Raw genomic sequence first — 18,344 nt, 5'->3', positions numbered from 1 at the left:
CAATTGGTTTTAGGCGTGTAAACCACACTCCCGGTTTTCCAACACTTTGGTCGGATCAAAGTATTTATGTTCGTTTGGCAAATTATGCTCTGCCAAAAAAGTATCTAATTGGGCGTCGCTCCAGTAGTAAAACGGACTCACTTTAAGCACTCCGTCAGCACCCTGACTTAAGATATCAAGGTTATCGCGATGCGCTGTCTGACCTTTGCGAAGGTTTGTAAACCAAACATCGGGTTTATGATTTGCCATCGCCCGTTTGAAAGGCTCCAGTTTTACTTGTTCGGTGAAAACCTTATGTCTTGGATCGTCAATTTGCGGGATTCCCATTACTACATCGCGGTGTGCTGCGGTTTGCTGAGGCACGTAAAGATCAATGTGAAGCTGAAGCAATGCGATTACTTCTTCTGCATGACGATAGGTATTGGGTGTATTATAACCGGTATCGCACCAAACAACCGGTATTTCTGGTTTGGCTTGAGTAGCTGCAAATAAAATTGCCGCCTCGTAAGGTCTGAAATTGGTAGTCACTATAGGATTTTTAGCTTGCGCCACCGCCCAATGTGCAATCTCGACCGGTGATTTCTCCCGAAGATCTGCGTTTAATTGTTCTAATTCTGCTGCTGAATAACTCATTATCTACCCCAGTTTATTGTATTCCAGATACGCTCATGAAAAAAGTACAGGGCCATTTTAGTCACCAGCTCTACTGCTCCAATCGAAAACGCAAGAGCCAGCGTCCCTGTGATGATCCACGATATCAAAACCGTATCAATGGTTCCCACAATTCTCCAGCTTATTGATTTAACGATGCTGCGCAGCGGCTTTTCTGAAGTTGTATCTTTTTTATAAGAGACCTTTGGAGTCTCTTCTGTCTTTGTTGGACTATATACCTGATCTAAAATCATAACCGAATATCTATTTTTATTTAAATCCTATCGGATTACTAGGATTTAGAAGCAAAAGTATTGTGTGCCTTCTTAGTGACCAAATCTTTTGGCAGTTATTTTTAAATTTTTAAGTGATTTTTAGAAAATGAAGCAATTATTCCGAATTTGTCAACCATTACTCGATAAGGTCGGCCAGGGTATTCTTATTGAGAACAGCCAGGTTGCTGTCGCGTAACTGCGCCATGAGTACGTGTACCGAACAGGTAGTCTCATCAGGACAATCGTCGCACTTTTCGTAGAAATTAAGACTCACGCACGGAACCATAGATACCGGCCCTTCAAGCACCCGCATCACCTCAACCATTTTGATATCCTCGGGTTGCCGGCGTAAATAATACCCGCCGCCTTTTCCTTTTCGGCTTCCTAAAAACCCGGCTTTACGCAGGGTGAGCATAATGCTTTCGAGAAATTTCTGGGAAATGTTTTCGCTTTTGGCAATGGCACCTATCTGCACAGGATCTTCACCCTGATGCTTGGCTACATAGGTAAGCGCTTTGAGACCGTATTTAGTTTTCTTGGATAACACGGCTTAAAAGTAGGCAAAAACTTAGAAACCTAAGCGTTTAGCGCCTGCTCCAGATCTGCGATGACATCTTCTACGTGCTCCAAACCTACCGAACAACGTACCAGGCCATCGGTAATACCTACTTCAAGACGATCTTCCTCGGCAAGTTTACTATGTGTGGTAGAAGCCGGATGCGTCACAATCGTACGGGTATCGCCCAGATTTGCAGATAACGAACACATTTTAATCGAATTTAAGAATTTGCGTCCCGCATCGATTCCGCCTTTAACTTCAAAGGCTACAATGTTTCCGCCGTGTCGCATTTGTTTTTTGGCCACTTCGTATTGGGGGTGCGATTTCAGGAATGGATATTTAACAAAATTAACCTTGTCGTGCGCTTCTAAAAACTCGGCTACCTTGAGCGCATTCTCGCAATGCCGGTCTGCTCGTACGTGCAGGGTTTCCAGACTTTTAGAAAGTACCCAGGCATTAAAAGGCGATAACGCCGGACCTGTGTTTCTGGAGAACAAATAAATTTCGCGTATCAAATCGGCGCGACCTACGCTTACTCCGCCCAAAACGCGACCCTGCCCATCGATCATCTTGGTTGCCGAATGGATCACGATATCTGCTCCAAATTTGATAGGTTGCTGTAAATAGGGTGTGGCAAAACAGTTATCTACCACAAATATGAGGTTATGCTTTTTAGCCAGATTACCCAAATGCTCCAGATCCAACACGTCACAACCCGGATTGGTAGGGGATTCCACATAAAGAATTTTGGTTTCAGGCTTGATGAGGCTTTCTACTTTATCAACCTCATCTACCTTGAAATACGAAGTTTCAATATTCCACTTGGGCAAAAACTTGGTAAACAAGGTATGCGTAGAACCAAAAACCGAACGCGCCGAAACGATATGATCGCCGCTATCCAACAAAGCCGCAAAAGTCGAAAACACGGCAGCCATTCCGGTTGCAAAAGCATATCCGGTTTCTGCACCTTCCATCTTGCAGATTTTTTCTACAAACTCGCTGGTATTAGGATTGGTAAACCGACTATAAATATTCCGCTCTTTTTCTTCGGTAAATGAAGCCCGCATATCTTCGGCATCTTCAAAAATAAAACTCGAAGTCAGAAACAAAGGCACAGAGTGCTCTAAAAACTCACTTCGGTTTAATTGGGTGCGTATTGCTTCGGTTTCAAAATGTTTACTCATTGTATTTAGATGTTAGACTTTAGACGTAAGATTTGAGACGGATTATCTTGCTCAAATGCGTTGTCTAAAATCTGGTGTTTTTGAGTTTGGTTTTCGGTTTTCGGTTTTCGGTTTTCGTAAGATTTAAAAAAGGTTAATAGTGGAATCGTTTATTACTTTTAACCTGCAACTGAGACTGCCAATTGCGACTGCTTACTGACTTTCAACTTTCCACCTGTCACTTCTTACCACTTACTTTTTACATTTTTTTCTTAAATCTAAAGTCTTAGATCTTTAGTCTCTGCTCTAAAATCTCACGTCTCAGATCTAAGGTCTATTCCACTTCTTCCCCGTTCAGAAAAACCTTATAGGTCACGTTTACACTCGCCTGAAGCGTAATAGAAACCGAACAATATTTTTCAAAACTCAGTTGGGCGGCGCGCAGGGCCTTTGCCGGCGGGATGTCGCCTTCCAGATACACGTGAACGCGCATCGCATTAAAGGGTTTTGCTCCACCTACTTCAATACGATCACCCTCCACTTCCACGTGGTAGGAATCAATCTCCAGCTTTTGCTTTTTTAAGATCGAAATGATATCAATCGCACTGCAACCGCCTACTCCCATCAAGAGCAGTTCCATAGGGCTGCTGCCCTGAACCACATCTCCGGTTTTATTATCTATCATCACCGGATTACCCGAAGCTCCTTTAGCTTCAAACAGGTAATCTTTGTTTTTACGTTCGAGTGTTACTTTCATATTTTATTACTTTTATTCTTATTGTTATTTCTATTGGCACTAAATAAATAATGATAATAACAATAAAGAATACGTTTAACTATTCCGCTCTGCGAGTTTGAGTATATCGCCAAAAACCCCTCGTGCGGTTACCGCGGCTCCTGCCCCGGCTCCCTGAATCACCAGCGGATTCTCGCCATACGACTCGGTATAAATCTCAAAAATACTGTCGCTTCCTTTAACCTGACCCAGGGCCGAATTTTTAGAAACCGTCACCAGCTTCACCTCGAGGGTTCCGCCGTCTTCCTGAGATAAATCGCCGTAAAGGTCGCCAACATATCGCAAAACCTCACCCTCTTTCAGGGCTTTTTTACGCGCTTCAAAAACCGAATCGAGCTCTTTCAGCCTTCCTAAAAAGTCTGAAGCTGCTCCTTCTCGCAAATTTTCAGGAATCAGGTTTTCGATCTGCACATCGCTAAACTCTTTGTGTAAGTCGAGTTCGCGGGCAAGAATTAACAGTTTGCGCCCCACATCATTTCCACCAAGATCCTCACGCGGGTCAGGCTCTGTAAAGCCTTTATCAATCGCCTGCTGCAGGACTTCTGAAAAGGACTGGTCTTCAACCGAAAAGGTATTGAACAAATAACTCAACGAACCGCTGAAAACCCCTTTGATTCGGGTAATGTTATCTCCTGAAAGATGCAACAGACGAATGGTATCAATCAGCGGTAATCCTGCACCCACATTGGTTTCATACAGGTAACGCTTGTTGTTTTCATCCAAAACACAACGCAGCTTTTGGTAAAAATCAAAACCAACAGTATTCGCGATTTTGTTGGAAGAAACGAGGTCGAATCCATTTTTAGCGAGCTCCAGATAATTCTGAATAAAAGTTGCACTTGCCGTATTGTCAATCGCGATCAGGTTTGCAAGGTGATTCGCTTTCGCGAAAGCAATAACCGCAGCCACACCGCCTTCCTGCGCCTTACTTTCAAAAACTGTTTTCCAGTTTTCTGTAGCGCCGTATTTGTTAAGCAACACGTTTTTAGAATTTGCTACCGCGAAAATATTAAGCGCAATGCCTTTGCGTTCCTGAATGCTGGCCGCCGAAGCTACAATCTGGTCGATAAGCGTACCGCCCACCAGACCCTGGCCAAAAATGGCTATGTTTATTTTTTTGGCAATGCCAAAAATCTCGCCGTGCACCACATTAAGGGCTTTGGTCAATTGGGGTTTGCGCACCACCACACTCACGTTTTTGCCCGTCACCGTATTGTTAAACAACAACGGAACAATCCCGTTTTTGATGAGCTCACTATACGGTTTATGGAAGCTGCTCAGATCCTGCCCAATGATGGAAATTACCGCAACTTCATCAATAATCTCGATGCGGTTGACATCCTGACTTTGGAAATCGGCTTCAAACTCAAAACGCAGCGAAGAAATCGCCAATTGCGCCTGTTTGGCTTCCACCACCAGACCAATACCACGTTCTGACGAACCCTGAGCGATGATGCTTACATTCACGCCGCTATTGCCCAAAGCTCTAAAAATACGGGCATCAACCCCTACTTTACCCAGCAGGCCGCGACCTTCCAGATTGATCAGGGCCATCTCGCTAAGCACCGAAAGCGACTTAATCCCTTCCTGCTCGGTTTGCGCAGTGATCAGGGTCCCGGCATCATCGGCCTTAAAAGTATTGAGAATGCGTAATGGAATATTCTTTTCAATCAACGGAATAATGGTCTTGGCGTGCAACACCGATGTCCCAAAATTCGCGAGTTCGTTTGCCTCACTATAGGTCAAGCGTTCAATCTTCTGAGCATCGGGCACCAGATCGGGGTTGGCGGTAAAAATACCGTCAACATGGGTGTAATTCTGTAGTTCGCCCGCATCCAGATAATTGGCCAGTAGCGAAGCTGTGTAATTACTGCCATTACGACCCAAAGTTGTGGTCTGGTTGTTTTCATTACTGGCGATAAAACCGGTCACAATGTTTACGGTATCGCCGTTGTATTTGGCGAAATGCTTCACCACCTGCTCTTTGGAGCGCTTGTCATTGGGCTGAGCATTACCAAAAGTGCCGTTGGTGGTAATAAGCTTACGCGAATCGGCAAAATGGGCTTTGACGCCTTGTTTTTGCAGCAGATGGGTTACGGTTTTCACCGAAATCAATTCGCCGTAAGAAAGGATTTCATCTTTTACTTTCTTGCTGTAATCGCCTAAAAGCGCCACACCTTCAAACAAACGCTTCAGCTCACTGAACTCTTCAGAAAGGTCAACATCAAAATCACTTTGTTGATAGCTTTTAAAGGCTTCAAACTGATGCTGAAACTCAAGTCCGGAAGCTGCTGCTTCCAGAATGGCTTCCAATTCATCGGTCGCGCCACCACGTGCCGAAAGCACTACAGCGATGCGCTCACCGGTATCAACTTTGGTTTTAATAATATTCAAAACCGTGTCAAGGCCGTTTCCGTTTGCGAGTGATTTTCCGCCAAATTTGAGAATTTTCAGCTTTGCACTATCGGCTCTAAAAACAGGATACAGCAGTTGCTCAAGCTGTTCAAATTCGATTAAAAAGGCATCGTGCCCGTGTACCGAATTGATTTCGCCATAGGTCACATTATTTTTAACCTGAGCCAACTGCTTGTAAGTCTCGCGGTTTTCGGCAGGCGTGAAAAACAGATCAGAATCTACCCCGATGATATGAATATTGGCTTCAACCTGACTCAGGATTTCATTAAAACCTTCGCGGCCACGGGTGACATCTATGGTTTTCAGCAATTGATTCATCAACCTATACGCCGAAAGCTGAAAACGGTCTTTCAACTTATGGCCGTGATGATCGAGCCAGCTTTCCACATTAAAGATATTGAGGTCCTCATTAGTGCTGCGCTGAAATTTACTCTTAAACGATTCCGGTGTGCGATAGCAAAGCATCGCGTGCATACGCGCGTCGTGTACGGGCTGCGAGGAGTTTTTGAGAATCTGCTCCTGAATCTGGCAGTTGGCAATAAGCCAGTCGGTTGATTTCCAATCGGAGGCCACAGGAATCAAATGCTGTGTAATCGCCGGTTGCTGGGTCACCATTTCCCAGGCGATACCACCCCCCAGTGAACCACCAATAATGGCAAAAAGCTCTGTAATCTCGAGAGCTTTAAGGCCTTCTAAAAAAGCTCGCGCGACATCCTGTGCAACAAAATCTTTATAGTTTTCGATTAAAAAACCGTCATAGCCGTTACCGGGAATATTAAAAGACAGGATGCTGTATTTGCGGGTGTCGATGCATTTATCGTCACCTATAATTTCATTCCACCAGCCGTCAGGACCGCTTACGTGCGAATTTCCGGTAAGGGCGTGATTGACCAAAATCACCGGCGCCGTGCCCAGTTGCTGACCAAAAGTCTCGTAGCTGAGTGGCAGGTCCAGTTGAAAACCGGATAAGGTCTTAAACCCGGGAAGGTTCAGTTTGTGTAACATTTTAGGGATATTTATTTGAAAAACAGCCTTCGGTTACCCAAAGGCTGTTTCTAAATTTTAAGCATTTGCCGTTTGTTTAATCTGTGCAAAAGCTGCTTTTAAATCATTTTTTAAATCTTCAACATCTTCCAGACCTACCGAAAGACGGATCAAATCTTTAGTCACACCAGTTGATTCCTGCGCCTCGTCAGGCAATTGCTGATGCGTGGTGCTCGCGGGATGAATAATTAAGGATTTGATATCCCCAATATTTGCCAGAAGGGAAAAAATCTGCGTTTTATCGGCTACGGTTTTTGCGCCTTCAAAGCCGCTCTTCAGACCAAAAGTCACGATACCACTTTGTCCTTTAGATAAGTATTTTTGAGCCAAATCATAATACGCACTGCTCTTCAGGCCGGGATAGTTTACCCAGGTTACTTCGGGCTGAGCTTCGAGCCATTCGGCCAGGGCTAAAGCATTCTCACTGTGTTGCTTGATGCGTATCGTCAGCGTCTCTAATCCCTGAATGATCTGAAACGCGTTAAACGGACTCAATGCTGCACCGTGATCGCGTAAACCTTCAACCCGCACTTTCGCGATAAAAGCCGCGGGCCCTAAAGCCTCGTGATACACCAAACCATGGTAACCGGCAGAAGGCTCGGTAAACTCCGGAAACTTCCCGCTAGACCAGTCAAAGGTACCGGCATCAATGATAACGCCGCCTAATGAGGTTCCGTTGCCGTTGATGTATTTGGTTAAGGAGTGAATCACAATATTCGCCCCGTGTTTGATAGGGTTCAGCAAAGCGGGGGTAGCGACGGTGTTGTCTACAATAAGTGGAACGCGGCTTTCTTTCGCGACAGCGGAAATTGCTTCGAGATCCAGTACGTCTAATTTTGGGTTACCTAAAGATTCTACGAAAACCGCACGGGTGTTCTCCTGTACCGCGTTTTTAAAATTAGAAGCCTCTGAAGGGTCCACAAAAGTCGTGGTGATCCCAAATCGCGGAAGCGTCACGCTAAGTAAATTGTAGGTTCCACCATACAAACTGCTGGAAGCCACAATGTGATCCCCTGCACGCAATAGGGTAAGCAGGGCGGTGTTGATCGCCGCTGTTCCTGAAGCGGTCACCACCGCACCGATACCGCCCTCAAGAGCAGCCAGACGTTGCTCAAGAATATCGTTTGTGGGATTGTTTAAACGGGTGTAAATGTAACCCGGCTGCGACAGGTTAAATAAACCCGCCGCGTGATCTGAGTCGTTAAAAACGTAGCTGGTGGTTTGGTAAATAGGCACCGCGCGGGTACCGCCGTTAACTGTGGTGTCGTGACCGGCGTGTAGCGCCTGAGTCGAAAATTGGTGTGTACTCATTTTTCTGTTTTTTTGAGTTGAAAATAAATTAAACCCAAAGTCTGCTGCCGGCCTTCGGCATCATTTACAAGAAAAATGTTATTAAGAAATTAGTAAAGTCATTTCTAGAAAAATGACTCGTTAGTTATCTATCATCAGCTGCGCTGTTGTAGAATGTAGCACCTTCATCCCGGGGGAAGGGTTGCTAAGGCTTCACAGGGTCTAATCCCTCCGCCTTTCTTGATAACATTTCAGTAAAAGTCTGAACTTTGTGAGCGACAAAGATTGCAAAACCTTTTATAGATATCCAAACAAAAACAGGGAAATTTTAGGAAACGTAAATTTTTCACAAGATAGCAGCATGCGTTTTGTAATACTTTCAAAATCCCTACATTTGCCGCTCAAAAGAGGAAAGATTTGACTGATTGCAACCTCTTATGCTGAATTTATTTCAGTATAAAAAATGCTAAAGGCAGTAACCACACTACCCTACGCGGCATTTGTCAAATCTTTCCGAAACGATTCTCAGCAACTTTTACGCGCGCTAAAAACGCGGAAAAGATCTGGTTTCAAAACGTTTAATGTGCCACATTGTGGTTAAAAATTGCTTAGATGGCTTATCTATTTACCTCAGAAAGCGTGTCTGAAGGACACCCCGATAAAATCGCAGATCAAATCAGCGATACCCTACTCGATAACTTTTTAGCTTTTGACCCCGAGTCTAAGGTTGCCTGCGAAACCCTGGTAACCACAGGTCAGGTTGTACTTGCCGGAGAGGTAAAAAGCAATACCTATATCGATGTGCAAAACATCGCACGCGGCGTAATCAACGACATTGGGTACACCAAAGGTGCCTATCAGTTTAGCGGTGACAGCTGCGGGGTGATTTCGCTTATTCACGAACAATCGCAAGACATCAATCAGGGTGTAGACCGTGCTTCAAAAGAAGAGCAGGGTGCCGGTGATCAGGGGATGATGTTTGGCTATGCTACGAAAGAAACCGAGAATTATATGCCGCTGGCGTTAGATATTTCGCACCGCATTATGATCGAACTGGCTAAGCTGCGCCGCGAGGAAAAAGAAATTACCTATTTACGTCCTGACGCCAAAGCTCAGGTGACTATTGAATATTCTGACGACAATGTGCCGCAAAAGATAGTCGCTATTGTAGTTTCTACCCAGCACGATGAGTTTGATGAGGACGAAAAAATGCTGGCTAAAATCAAAAAAGATATTATCTCGATATTGATCCCACGGGTGAAAGATGCATTGCCTGAAGAGCTTGCAAAACTATTTAACGACGAGATTATCTACCACATAAACCCAACCGGAAAATTTGTAATAGGCGGTCCTCACGGAGATTCAGGTCTTACCGGGCGTAAAATTATTGTAGATACCTACGGCGGAAAAGGTGCGCACGGTGGTGGTGCTTTTAGCGGTAAAGACCCCAGTAAAGTAGATCGTTCTGCGGCTTACGCGGCGCGTCATATCGCTAAAAACCTGGTAGCCGCCGGTGTTGCTGATGAAGTTTTGGTACAGGTTTCATACGCTATTGGTGTGGTTGAGCCCACTTCAATCTTTGTGGATACCTACGGTTCTAAAAATGTATCGCTTAGCAATGGTGAAATCGCTGCAAAAGTGCGAGAGTTGTTTGATATGCGTCCCGCTGCCATTGAAAAACGCCTTAAGCTGCGTAATCCTATTTACCGTGAAACTGCCGCTTACGGCCATATGGGTAAAGACCCGCAAACCATCACCAAAGTGTTTGAAAGCCCTTACAGCGGCCGCGTAGAAAAAGAAGTGGAATTATTTACCTGGGAAAAACTAGACTATGTGGACCAGGTTAAAGAAGCCTTTGGGATAGTTTAGAAACATCCATCCCCAACCCTTCCTTCAAAGGAAGGGAGCTCGAATTTAAAAAGCCTCCCCTTGGAAGGGGAGGTTGGAGGGGATGTTCCACTTAAAAATACGATTGAGAACTTTTTTCTAAATTGTACCTAAACATCTCCATATATGGCTCTTCTACTTATTCGAAACAACAAAGAATACGAGGCTTGGATTGACGCCCTTCACGAAGCCGATCCTTCACTAGAAGTCTTAACCCCCGAAACGGTAAAAGACCCCAAGGCCATAACTATGGCAGTTACCTGGAAAGCGCCAAACGGCAGTTTTGAGCCCTATCCCAATCTTAAAGTCATCGGTTCTATGGGTGCGGGAGTTGATCATTTGTTCAACGACCCCTCCTTGCCTAAAGATGTCACCCTGACGCGTGTGGTAGATGAAAAGCTTGCCAGCGATATGCAGGAATTTGTGCTGACTTTATGCCTGAGCCACATCAAAAATCTGCCGTTGTACCGCAACCTTCAGGATCAATCCCAATGGAAACCAACGCAATATAAGCGTGTACCCGATGTGCAGATTGGCATTCTGGGTTTTGGGACCCTGGGACAGGCGGTAGGAAAGGCACTTCAGCAAACCGGTTTTCAGGTAAGTGGTTGGTCGCATTCGCGAAAAGAAGTCGAAGGTATCAAAAGCTATACCCAGGATGAGCTGGATGATTTTTTAGCACAAGCTGAAATTCTAGTGTGTTTACTCCCGCTGACTGAAGAAACAGAAGGTATTTTAAACGCCTCCTTGTTCAGCAAACTCCCTAAAGGGGCTTACCTCATCAACGTAGCCCGCGGCGGACATCTGGTTGACGCAGATTTGATCGAAGCCTTAGACAACAACCACTTAAGCGGTGCCGCTTTGGATGTATTTCACAACGAACCTTTGCCACAGGATCATCCATTCTGGAACCGAAAAGACATTTTAATCACACCGCACGTTGCCAGTATGAGTAACGCCGCTTCGGTCGCACCGCAAATCGCAGAGAATTACCGAAGGATGGAAAAAGGCGAAGAATTAAAGAATACAGTTTCGCAGAAAAAGGGGTATTAAATAGCTGCATTTTATCGATTAAGCTTCAAAAAAACTTGTTAATTATCTCTTAAAAACGTTTATTTGGGCTTTATGCTATTTTTCTTTTATGCTTAGACACATATTCGTTAAGCTTTTATTTTTCCTATCCCTATATCAAATAAATGCGCAGAATCTCAACCAGAAACCTATACCTGATTGGGTAGAACATACAACTCCTGACTACACTGCATCCGCTGAAGATGCCAAGGCTTCAGGCTTTTATTACTTACTTCTCGACGATCAATACAATATCGAACGGAAAGAATATTACGAACGCTTTACCTATAAAATAGTCTCTAAAAACGGCGTTCAGGAAATGAGCGACATCAGTATTGAGTTTGATCCGCAATATCAAAAGGTCATACTTCATAAGCTTGAAATCATTAGAGACGGAAAAACCCTCAACCGGCTTGATCTTAAGGATTTCAGAATCATTCAAAGGGAAGAAGATCTGGAGCGCCACCTGTACAACGGTGTGGTAACTGCGGTAAATCATCTTTATGACATTCGCGAAGGTGATATTATTGATTACGCATACACAACCGTTGGAAGAAACCCCATCCACGAGGGTAAAGTAGGTGCCACCTTCTTTTTACAACATCCCCTACCCGTTGCTCAAATACACATTGCGGTACTTAAACCGGAAAATTATGACCTGTTCATCAAAACCGGCAATGGTGCTCCAGACGCTAAAGTAACGCGTGCTAATAGTCATACCCGTTACAGCTGGAGCGCCACAGATACGGAAGCCATTCTTTATGAAACCAATACACCCAGCTGGTATTATCCTGCTCCAAGGGTAGAATTTACTTCTTTTGAAACCTGGGCAGCCGTCGCGAAACAGTACAGTAAGCATTACGCGGTAAGTGAACAGGAAAAGAAAGCTCTAAAAGAGGCTTCCGCTTCAATTTTAAAAGGACAAAAAAACCGGTCAGACAGTCTTACGGCTCTCGTGCGTTTTGTTCAGGATGACATACGCTATTTGGGCTTTGAAGATGGTCTAAACTCCTTTAAGCCCAGCAAGCCGAGAGAGGTGCTAGAGAGACGCTTTGGGGATTGTAAAGACAAAGCCCTGCTTCTTTCGACCTTGCTTCAAAGCCATGGTGTTGAGGCAAAACCCATCCTGGTACATAGCATCAATGGTAAGACCCTGAATGAGCAGTTACCATCGCCTTTTGTATTTGATCATTGCATCGTTCAATATAAGACTGAACTTGGTCAGGATGCCTACATTGATCCTACCATTAGCGATCAGGGAGGTTCGCTGCAAACCACCTACTGGCCCAACTATCATTTTGGACTTGTGCTGGACAAAAACACAACAGAGCTGACCCCATTGACCAGGTCAAAAAAACCCAGGACTGTTTTAGTAGAAACCTTTTCGTTAGACAAAGCAGGTGGCGGCGCGGTACTCGATATCGAAACCCGCTATTATGACGGTGATGCTGATAATATGCGCCCCTATTTCAACACAACCAGCACCGAATCTGTTCAGAAAACCTATACTGATTTCTACAGCAGTATGTACCCCGGCATTCGCGTAAACAAGGAGGTGGTCATTGAAGATGATCGTAAGAACAATTTGCTTACGGTAGTAGAAAACTATAAAATAGACAGCCTGTGGAAACCTTTGCCCAATAATAATAAGATTGTCGCTGCGCAATTCTATCCTTCGGCATTAGAAAATCTACTCTATCCCGTCACCAGTTCAGAGCGTAGTATGCCCTATCTGACGAATGCAGAGGCCGATTTTGAACACAAAACGGTTGTGTATTTCCCCGAATCCTGGAATATAAAGAATGAAAGCCTGCATCTGGACAATCCCGGTTTTAGCTATGATTATAAAATAGACTATAAAAATGCTGCTTTAGAAATCACACATCACTATAAGGGTAAAACCGATTATCTTGAGGCTGATCAGGTGGCCAAATATCTTGAACTGCACAATCAAATCCAGAATCAATCTACCTATCAGTTGACTTATGGTGCCTCTTTTTTAAAAACACCTCAGGCTGCAGCAGACAGTTATACTGTGACGATTTCTCTGATCTTTTTTGGGGCTTTACTCACCGCGCTGCTTTGCTGGTTTCTGTATACCACCTACGACCTGCCAAATACCGTTGATGAGCGCTGGCAACAACCTATAGGCGGCTGGGTGGCTTTCTTTGGTATTGGGATTGTGCTCACCCCTTTGATTGTGCTTGGGAATTTACTTTTCAACGAAGATTTCCATTTAAACGCAACCAATTGGGAATATTTATTTGATCAAAGTTTTGCACTCGGCCTCATAGGGATTGTAGAACTGCTTTACAACTCGGCTTACCTTATTTTTTCCCTATTTGTCGTCATCCTTTATTTTCAAAAGCGTACCATCGCCCCACGTATGATTATCATCATGAATGCGGCCGTCGTAATCCTATTCACTTTAGATAATGTTGCCCTACTTCAGCTTGCTCCTGATCAATTTGATCCTGCCGAAACTCAAAGTATGTATGGGGAAATCATAGGTGTGATGTTCAAAGCTGGTATCGTAATTTGCTATTTTGCCTTTTCAGAGCGGGTTAAAAATACCTTTACCAAAACCAACAAAACCCATTCTGAACCCGAGGTTTACGAGTTTAATACCCCCGAAATAAGCCCAAGCCAACAAAGCTCTTTATAAAATCAAAAACCCGGAAACTTCACTGGAGTCTCCGGGTTTTCTTCTTAACGCTACTAAAACTGGTTTCTATAAGTTGTATCGCACCGAGAGCATTACGATGCGGGGCATCACAAAATACTCGGTTGTGGTGTTAAAATTTTCATTGAAACTATCGTTGTTCAGCGAGTCTACATTCAGCAAATTGGTACCATCCAGACGGAATTCCCATTTGCTTTCAGGTTTCTGATAGCGCAACGAGGCTTCAAAAAACGAATACTCGTTTTGCACCGAGTCATCCTTGTCAAAATAGTTGTAATAACTCCAGTCTGCTGTGAAGGTAAAGCCTTTTAAGAATCGTACATCTATATTGGCAAAAGGGCGGTCTGTAAAAAAGGTACGATCGCTGTTTCCGTTTTGATAGTTGTTGATGCTTCGGTTGTAACCCACCTCAAAGTTAGGCGCGTTCTTAAAATTGGTCTCCACACTTGCCGTATAGTTCTGTGTAAAATTCTGCGACAAAGCCGGCTCGTTGTTGACAATATTATTGAGTTCGCTATACGAAACGTTTCCACTTAAATTAGCTTTCCACTTTCTAAAAGTTTTTTGAAAACGCCCGTTTGCACTTAAAACCTCATCTACAAAATTGCTGTTGATGGGCGATGAGGCCTGGTTGATGCTGTTTATCGCGGTCTGACTCTTAATCGCATCAATACGACGGGTATAACTCACGCCCCCATTCAGGTTTGTAAAGTTGAACATATTGAAGTTGAAATAATTGAGGCTGGCCGTATGAAAAATCGCGTTCTCAATATCCCGGTTACCGCGAAACATTCGATTATAGTTATTAAAAACGTAGCCTTCGGCGAAATTGTTGACGTCTGTATAATCTGCCGTCATTTGATAATTGAGACGTAAGCTTTCGCTTTGCTTAAACTGGGCGATTGCAAACAGATCGGGTAGTAATTTGTACTGATTGCTACTGGTTTCTCTACCTAATTGCACCGAAGACACGTCGTATCTATGCAGTGTAAGACCGGGCGTAATGGTAAAAATTCCGGTTTTAAACTTGTAATGCGCCCCGACAAAAACGTCACTAAATTTAAACGTCACCTCATTATTAAGCGTGTCTCCTACAAAGTTATTTACGGTCCCGTCTTCTAAAATCTGAAAAATTCCGGAATTGAAATCCTGTCTGCTTTGGGTTGTCCCAACAGTGAGATTGATATTGCTTTTATCGTTAATTACGTAATAATAATCAATCTTACTGTCCAGCTTACTGGTCTTGATGAGCTTGTCCTGATTGATATCAAATCGTGTTTTGCTTTGAAGTGTGTCTAGCGGAAGAATTGCTGTAAAGGGCTGCTGCGAAACCACTGCATTGTAAAACGGATCTTCATTTTGATACAAATGCTGTACAAAACCGGCAAAAATATTCTTGTCGTCAAGGGTATAGTACGCGTTTAGGTTTTGATTTAAGCTAAAGGGGTCATTGTCCTTTTGCTCGGTGATCGGGTTGTTTACGATGCCGTCCTCATCGGTGAAAATTGAAAGCGCATCGGTCATTTCAAATTGTTGCGATTTTTTGGCCAAAACATCGTAATCTATTTGCAGCTTGTCATTGGGCTTGTAAATGCTGCTGAATTTTGCCATCGCCAGCTGGTTACTCTGATTACTGGTTTCAGAATTTAATTCTGTTGCTTCGGTGGCGATGTAATTACGCAGGGAGCGCTGCATAAAATCGGTTGAATTGTCGCTAAATAAGGTAAAGCCGCTCAAATCCCAGGCATCTGAAGCCTCATAACTGAAGTTGGCCGCAGCAAAATTGGTCTCAATCATCTGAGCACGGTTATTTTGGGTAACCAAAAAGCCAAGCCCGCTGTCTGAGATATTGAATGAAGTTCCGCCGCGCTGGTTAAAATTGCGGAAACCTCCCGTAAAATTGAAGTAATCCCGAAACGTAAACGGCACGTCACCGGTATTATTAGTATTCCCAATAATATTGATGCTGCCTTTAGGGCTGTAGTAAAACAACTTGGCACTGCCCAGATAGCGGGTTTCTCCCCCGTCGCCAATGCCGCCCTGCACTTCGCCAAACCAAAAATTCTTCTTGCCTTCTTTAAGCTTCAGGTTGATCGCCACATTGTTCTGGTCGTTACCCAAACCTCGCATCTGGTCAACCTCGTTGTAATTTTTCAGCACTTCAACCTTCTTTAATGCATCAGCCGGAATATTTTTTACGGCCAGCTTCGAGCTGCCGTCAAAAAAGTCCTTTCCTTCGATCATCACCTTAGACACGGTCTGCCCTTCCACCTGAATCTGCCCGTCTTCATCTACAGTCACCCCCGGAAGTTTTTTGAGCACATCGCCCAGTTTCTGCTCGGTGCCGTTGGTAAAACTGTCGGTATTGTAAACGATGGTATCGCCCCGAACCACAACCGGCATTTCGTAAACGATTTCCACATCATCAAGCTGGTTTGCCGCAGGCATCAACACAAAATCAAGATCGATATCTGCTGCATCTTTAGCAATCGTAAGTTCTTTTGTAGTGGGTGCCAATCCCAGAAAACTGGCGACCAGCGAATACCCTGCTCCGGCAGGGAGGTTAAACTGATAGCGTCCTTCAGAATTGGAAATCGCATAGGATTCCATTTCGCCGGTATCTGCGCGGGTTGCGATAACATTAGCCAGCTCGAGCGGTGTGCCAATGCTGTCTTTTACCGTACCGCTTACGCGTACGCTTTGGGCTTTCGCCGTAAGGCTAAGCAACAGAAAAAAGGTGAAAATATATTTCATGGATTTTGGTTGATTGTAGGTGTAAATGATATGATCTTAGCCTCTGCCACCTCTAGAGCCGCCACGACCTCCACCAAAACGCTCACTCATTTCTTTGGTTTTTTCGGCCACCACTTTTTCATATTCGGCACGGCTAATCTCATCGCCTTTTTTAGGCATCTCGATGTCGAGACCCTCCTTAGGATTGATGACAATTTTGTTGCATAAAATCACGGTGGGACCGGCGCTAACTTCGAGAATCAAACCGGGTAAACCCCAGTATTCATCAGGTCCCTGGCTTACGGGGATTTGAGGAGTATACCAGGCAGTGATCACCATTTCCTTAGGCGCATCGGTGGCCGTAGTATCGGCATTACGACTGCGTCGCATCGCCTCCCAGGGATTCTGCTCTATTTTCCTAACAGCAGTTGCCTTAAAAGCCGCATACTGACCTATCATTTTGCTTTCTTTCTCGAGCTTCCAGTCGAGTTTGGCGAGCGTGTCTTTAACGAGAAAGGTTTTGCCCATGAGTTCGTTTTGACGTGCGTAAATATCGTCGGCGATATTTTTATAGATTCCGCCTTGCGAAAAACCACCACCCATAAAGCGCATTCCGCCACCCGCACCGGGAGCTTCCAATTTTTCTTCCTCTTCATAGATCGATTCGTCTTTACTGAAGGAAAGCGTAAAGGTCTTCTCCAGACGGCTTTTCATACGTTCGGCGATTTGCTTTTTCATCTGCTCGCTCATCTCGCGACCGCCAAAATTGTCCATATCGAACGAAGTTTTAGACTGATAGGTAGCGATGCCGCCATCAAATTTTTGAGCCTGAGCAGGTAAAGTAAGTAATACTGCAAAGGCCAGGAGTATGCTGTAGATTTTCATAAGTCAGAATGTTTATCGCATTTGGACTCCTGATTTTCAAATAGGTTTAACAGCAGTTTTTAACTTAACCCCCAATTTTTATGGTGAAGGTTTTACCGTCCTCGCGGTTGCTGCTGTTGCGCTCAATCCACTCCTTCATTTTCTCTTCCTGAATGGCTTTCATACTGGCTTCGTCAACAATTTTACCGCCTTCAGGGGCTTCGATTGCAATCTTATCCTCGGGGTTGAGCACGATCTGGCTGCACAGAATGCTTTGTTTACCGTCCTGCACTTCCAGAATGAGACCTGGAAGACCCCAGTTCATCGCCGGGCCATGGCTTACGGGAATTTGCGGCGTGTACCAGGCGGTAATGGTTTTGGTAAAGGTGGTGTCTTTGGTTTTCATCGAATCAGACTCAAACGTCTGGCTGGTCACCTCTTCGGTACGGGTGGCTTTAAAACAGGTATAATCGCCGATGGATTTGGTTTCTTTTTCCAGTTTCCAGTCGGGTTTCTGCAGGCTGTCCTGCACCAGAAAGATTTTACCCAATACATCTTCCTGCCGCTCGTAGCGCCTGGCCGAAGTGTTCTTATAAAGAATATCCCGGCTTTGGCTGATTTTTATTTGCATCCCTCCGGTATTAGCCACGTCAGGTTTTGCCAGCTTTTCATCTTCTTTGTACAGGGATTGATTGCGGTCAAACGTGAGGATATAGGTTTTCTCAAATTGCTTTTTGAGCTGATCGGCGATTTGCTTTTGCATGGCATCGGTCATATTCTTGCCTTCCATCTTAAGATCTATCTGACGTCTGGACTTGTAGGTGGCGACGCCCTGAAAATCCTGAGCGGTTAATGCTTCCGCGAAAGCGAGAACGAAGACGAGGATAGATAACATTTTAAAATTCATAACTGT

General features: G+C 44.4%; 13 protein-coding genes and 1 riboswitch. Of the genes, 3 read left to right on the top strand and 10 right to left on the bottom strand.

Annotated features, from left to right (window positions below):
• Positions 1 to 9 precede the first annotated feature (9 nt).
• From CJ305_RS08520 to CJ305_RS08490, 7 genes are all read right to left on the bottom strand, one after another.
• The gene (locus CJ305_RS08520) at positions 10 to 633 is read right to left on the bottom strand and encodes a phosphoadenosine phosphosulfate reductase domain-containing protein (RefSeq protein WP_099645833.1); all 624 of its coding nucleotides are present in this window, start codon (positions 631 to 633) and stop codon (positions 10 to 12) included.
• Positions 633 to 905 carry a DUF2061 domain-containing protein gene (locus CJ305_RS08515; RefSeq protein WP_099645832.1) on the bottom strand — a complete coding sequence of 91 codons (273 nt, stop codon included), beginning with the start codon at positions 903 to 905 and terminating at the stop codon, positions 633 to 635. The genes CJ305_RS08520 and CJ305_RS08515 overlap by 1 nt, the downstream gene beginning before the upstream one ends.
• A 157-nt stretch (positions 906 to 1,062) precedes the next feature.
• Positions 1,063 to 1,473 carry an RrF2 family transcriptional regulator gene (locus CJ305_RS08510; protein ID WP_099645831.1) on the bottom strand — a complete coding sequence of 137 codons (411 nt, stop codon included), beginning with the start codon at positions 1,471 to 1,473 and terminating at the stop codon, positions 1,063 to 1,065.
• 29 nt (positions 1,474 to 1,502) lie between these two features.
• Positions 1,503 to 2,669 carry a trans-sulfuration enzyme family protein gene (locus CJ305_RS08505; protein WP_099645830.1) on the bottom strand — a complete coding sequence of 389 codons (1,167 nt, stop codon included), beginning with the start codon at positions 2,667 to 2,669 and terminating at the stop codon, positions 1,503 to 1,505.
• A 313-nt stretch (positions 2,670 to 2,982) separates the two neighbouring features.
• Positions 2,983 to 3,405 carry an OsmC family protein gene (locus CJ305_RS08500; protein WP_099645829.1) on the bottom strand — a complete coding sequence of 141 codons (423 nt, stop codon included), beginning with the start codon at positions 3,403 to 3,405 and terminating at the stop codon, positions 2,983 to 2,985.
• Positions 3,406 to 3,480: 75 nt separating this feature from the next.
• Entirely contained in the window at positions 3,481 to 6,864 is a 3,384-nt protein-coding gene (gene thrA / locus CJ305_RS08495; RefSeq protein WP_099645828.1) for a bifunctional aspartate kinase/homoserine dehydrogenase I, read from the bottom strand.
• Positions 6,865 to 6,921: 57 nt separating this feature from the next.
• Complete coding sequence (locus tag CJ305_RS08490; RefSeq protein WP_099645827.1) at positions 6,922 to 8,214, bottom strand: O-acetylhomoserine aminocarboxypropyltransferase/cysteine synthase family protein; 1,293 nt, start codon at positions 8,212 to 8,214, stop codon at positions 6,922 to 6,924.
• 121 nt (positions 8,215 to 8,335) lie between these two features.
• Positions 8,336 to 8,443, bottom strand: a riboswitch (SAM riboswitch).
• A 362-nt stretch (positions 8,444 to 8,805) separates the two neighbouring features.
• On the opposite strand from CJ305_RS08490, the gene metK reads away from it, so the two are divergent.
• The 3 genes from metK to CJ305_RS08475 all read left to right on the top strand — a co-directional run bounded on the left by metK (position 8,806) and on the right by CJ305_RS08475 (position 13,816).
• Entirely contained in the window at positions 8,806 to 10,062 is a 1,257-nt protein-coding gene (metK, locus tag CJ305_RS08485) for a methionine adenosyltransferase (RefSeq protein ID WP_099645826.1), read from the top strand.
• 144 nt (positions 10,063 to 10,206) lie between these two features.
• Entirely contained in the window at positions 10,207 to 11,133 is a 927-nt protein-coding gene (locus CJ305_RS08480; RefSeq protein WP_099645825.1) for a 2-hydroxyacid dehydrogenase, read from the top strand.
• A gap of 88 nt (positions 11,134 to 11,221) precedes the next feature.
• Positions 11,222 to 13,816, top strand: coding sequence for a DUF3857 domain-containing protein (locus CJ305_RS08475; RefSeq protein ID WP_099645824.1), 2,595 nt, complete (start codon positions 11,222 to 11,224; stop codon positions 13,814 to 13,816).
• A 66-nt stretch (positions 13,817 to 13,882) separates the two neighbouring features.
• On the opposite strand, the gene CJ305_RS08470 is transcribed toward CJ305_RS08475, so the two are convergent.
• The 3 genes from CJ305_RS08470 to CJ305_RS08460 form a co-directional block, all read right to left on the bottom strand.
• Positions 13,883 to 16,588: a TonB-dependent receptor gene (locus CJ305_RS08470; protein WP_099645823.1), complete on the bottom strand. Its 2,706-nt coding sequence runs from the start codon at positions 16,586 to 16,588 to the stop codon at positions 13,883 to 13,885.
• Positions 16,589 to 16,624: 36 nt separating this feature from the next.
• Positions 16,625 to 17,452 (bottom strand): GLPGLI family protein, encoded by an 828-nt coding sequence (locus tag CJ305_RS08465; protein WP_099645822.1) that lies wholly within the window; start codon positions 17,450 to 17,452, stop codon positions 16,625 to 16,627.
• Positions 17,453 to 17,516: 64 nt separating this feature from the next.
• The gene (locus CJ305_RS08460; protein ID WP_223248837.1) at positions 17,517 to 18,338 is read right to left on the bottom strand and encodes a GLPGLI family protein; all 822 of its coding nucleotides are present in this window, start codon (positions 18,336 to 18,338) and stop codon (positions 17,517 to 17,519) included.
• Positions 18,339 to 18,344: the final 6 nt, after the last annotated feature.

It is taken from the genome of Leeuwenhoekiella nanhaiensis (assembly GCF_002744755.1).
GTDB lineage: Bacteria > Bacteroidota > Bacteroidia > Flavobacteriales > Flavobacteriaceae > Leeuwenhoekiella > Leeuwenhoekiella nanhaiensis.
This window is presented reverse-complemented; position numbering and strand designations above follow the sequence as displayed.

Bases quoted from the DNA above. Each gene is read 5' to 3' on its own strand.
- metK (WP_099645826.1), top strand. From the start codon at position 8,806: ATGGCTTATCTATTTACCTCAGAAAGCGTGTCTGAAGGACACCCCGAT.
- CJ305_RS08515 (WP_099645832.1), bottom strand. From the start codon at position 905: ATGATTTTAGATCAGGTATATAGTCCAACAAAGACAGAAGAGACTCCA.
- CJ305_RS08470 (WP_099645823.1), bottom strand. From the start codon at position 16,588: ATGAAATATATTTTCACCTTTTTTCTGTTGCTTAGCCTTACGGCGAAA.
- CJ305_RS08475 (WP_099645824.1), top strand. From the start codon at position 11,222: ATGCTTAGACACATATTCGTTAAGCTTTTATTTTTCCTATCCCTATAT.
- CJ305_RS08520 (WP_099645833.1), bottom strand. From the start codon at position 633: ATGAGTTATTCAGCAGCAGAATTAGAACAATTAAACGCAGATCTTCGG.
- thrA (WP_099645828.1), bottom strand. From the start codon at position 6,864: ATGTTACACAAACTGAACCTTCCCGGGTTTAAGACCTTATCCGGTTTT.
- CJ305_RS08500 (WP_099645829.1), bottom strand. From the start codon at position 3,405: ATGAAAGTAACACTCGAACGTAAAAACAAAGATTACCTGTTTGAAGCT.
- CJ305_RS08505 (WP_099645830.1), bottom strand. From the start codon at position 2,669: ATGAGTAAACATTTTGAAACCGAAGCAATACGCACCCAATTAAACCGA.
- CJ305_RS08465 (WP_099645822.1), bottom strand. From the start codon at position 17,452: ATGAAAATCTACAGCATACTCCTGGCCTTTGCAGTATTACTTACTTTA.
- CJ305_RS08460 (WP_223248837.1), bottom strand. From the start codon at position 18,338: ATGAATTTTAAAATGTTATCTATCCTCGTCTTCGTTCTCGCTTTCGCG.
- CJ305_RS08490 (WP_099645827.1), bottom strand. From the start codon at position 8,214: ATGAGTACACACCAATTTTCGACTCAGGCGCTACACGCCGGTCACGAC.
- CJ305_RS08480 (WP_099645825.1), top strand. From the start codon at position 10,207: ATGGCTCTTCTACTTATTCGAAACAACAAAGAATACGAGGCTTGGATT.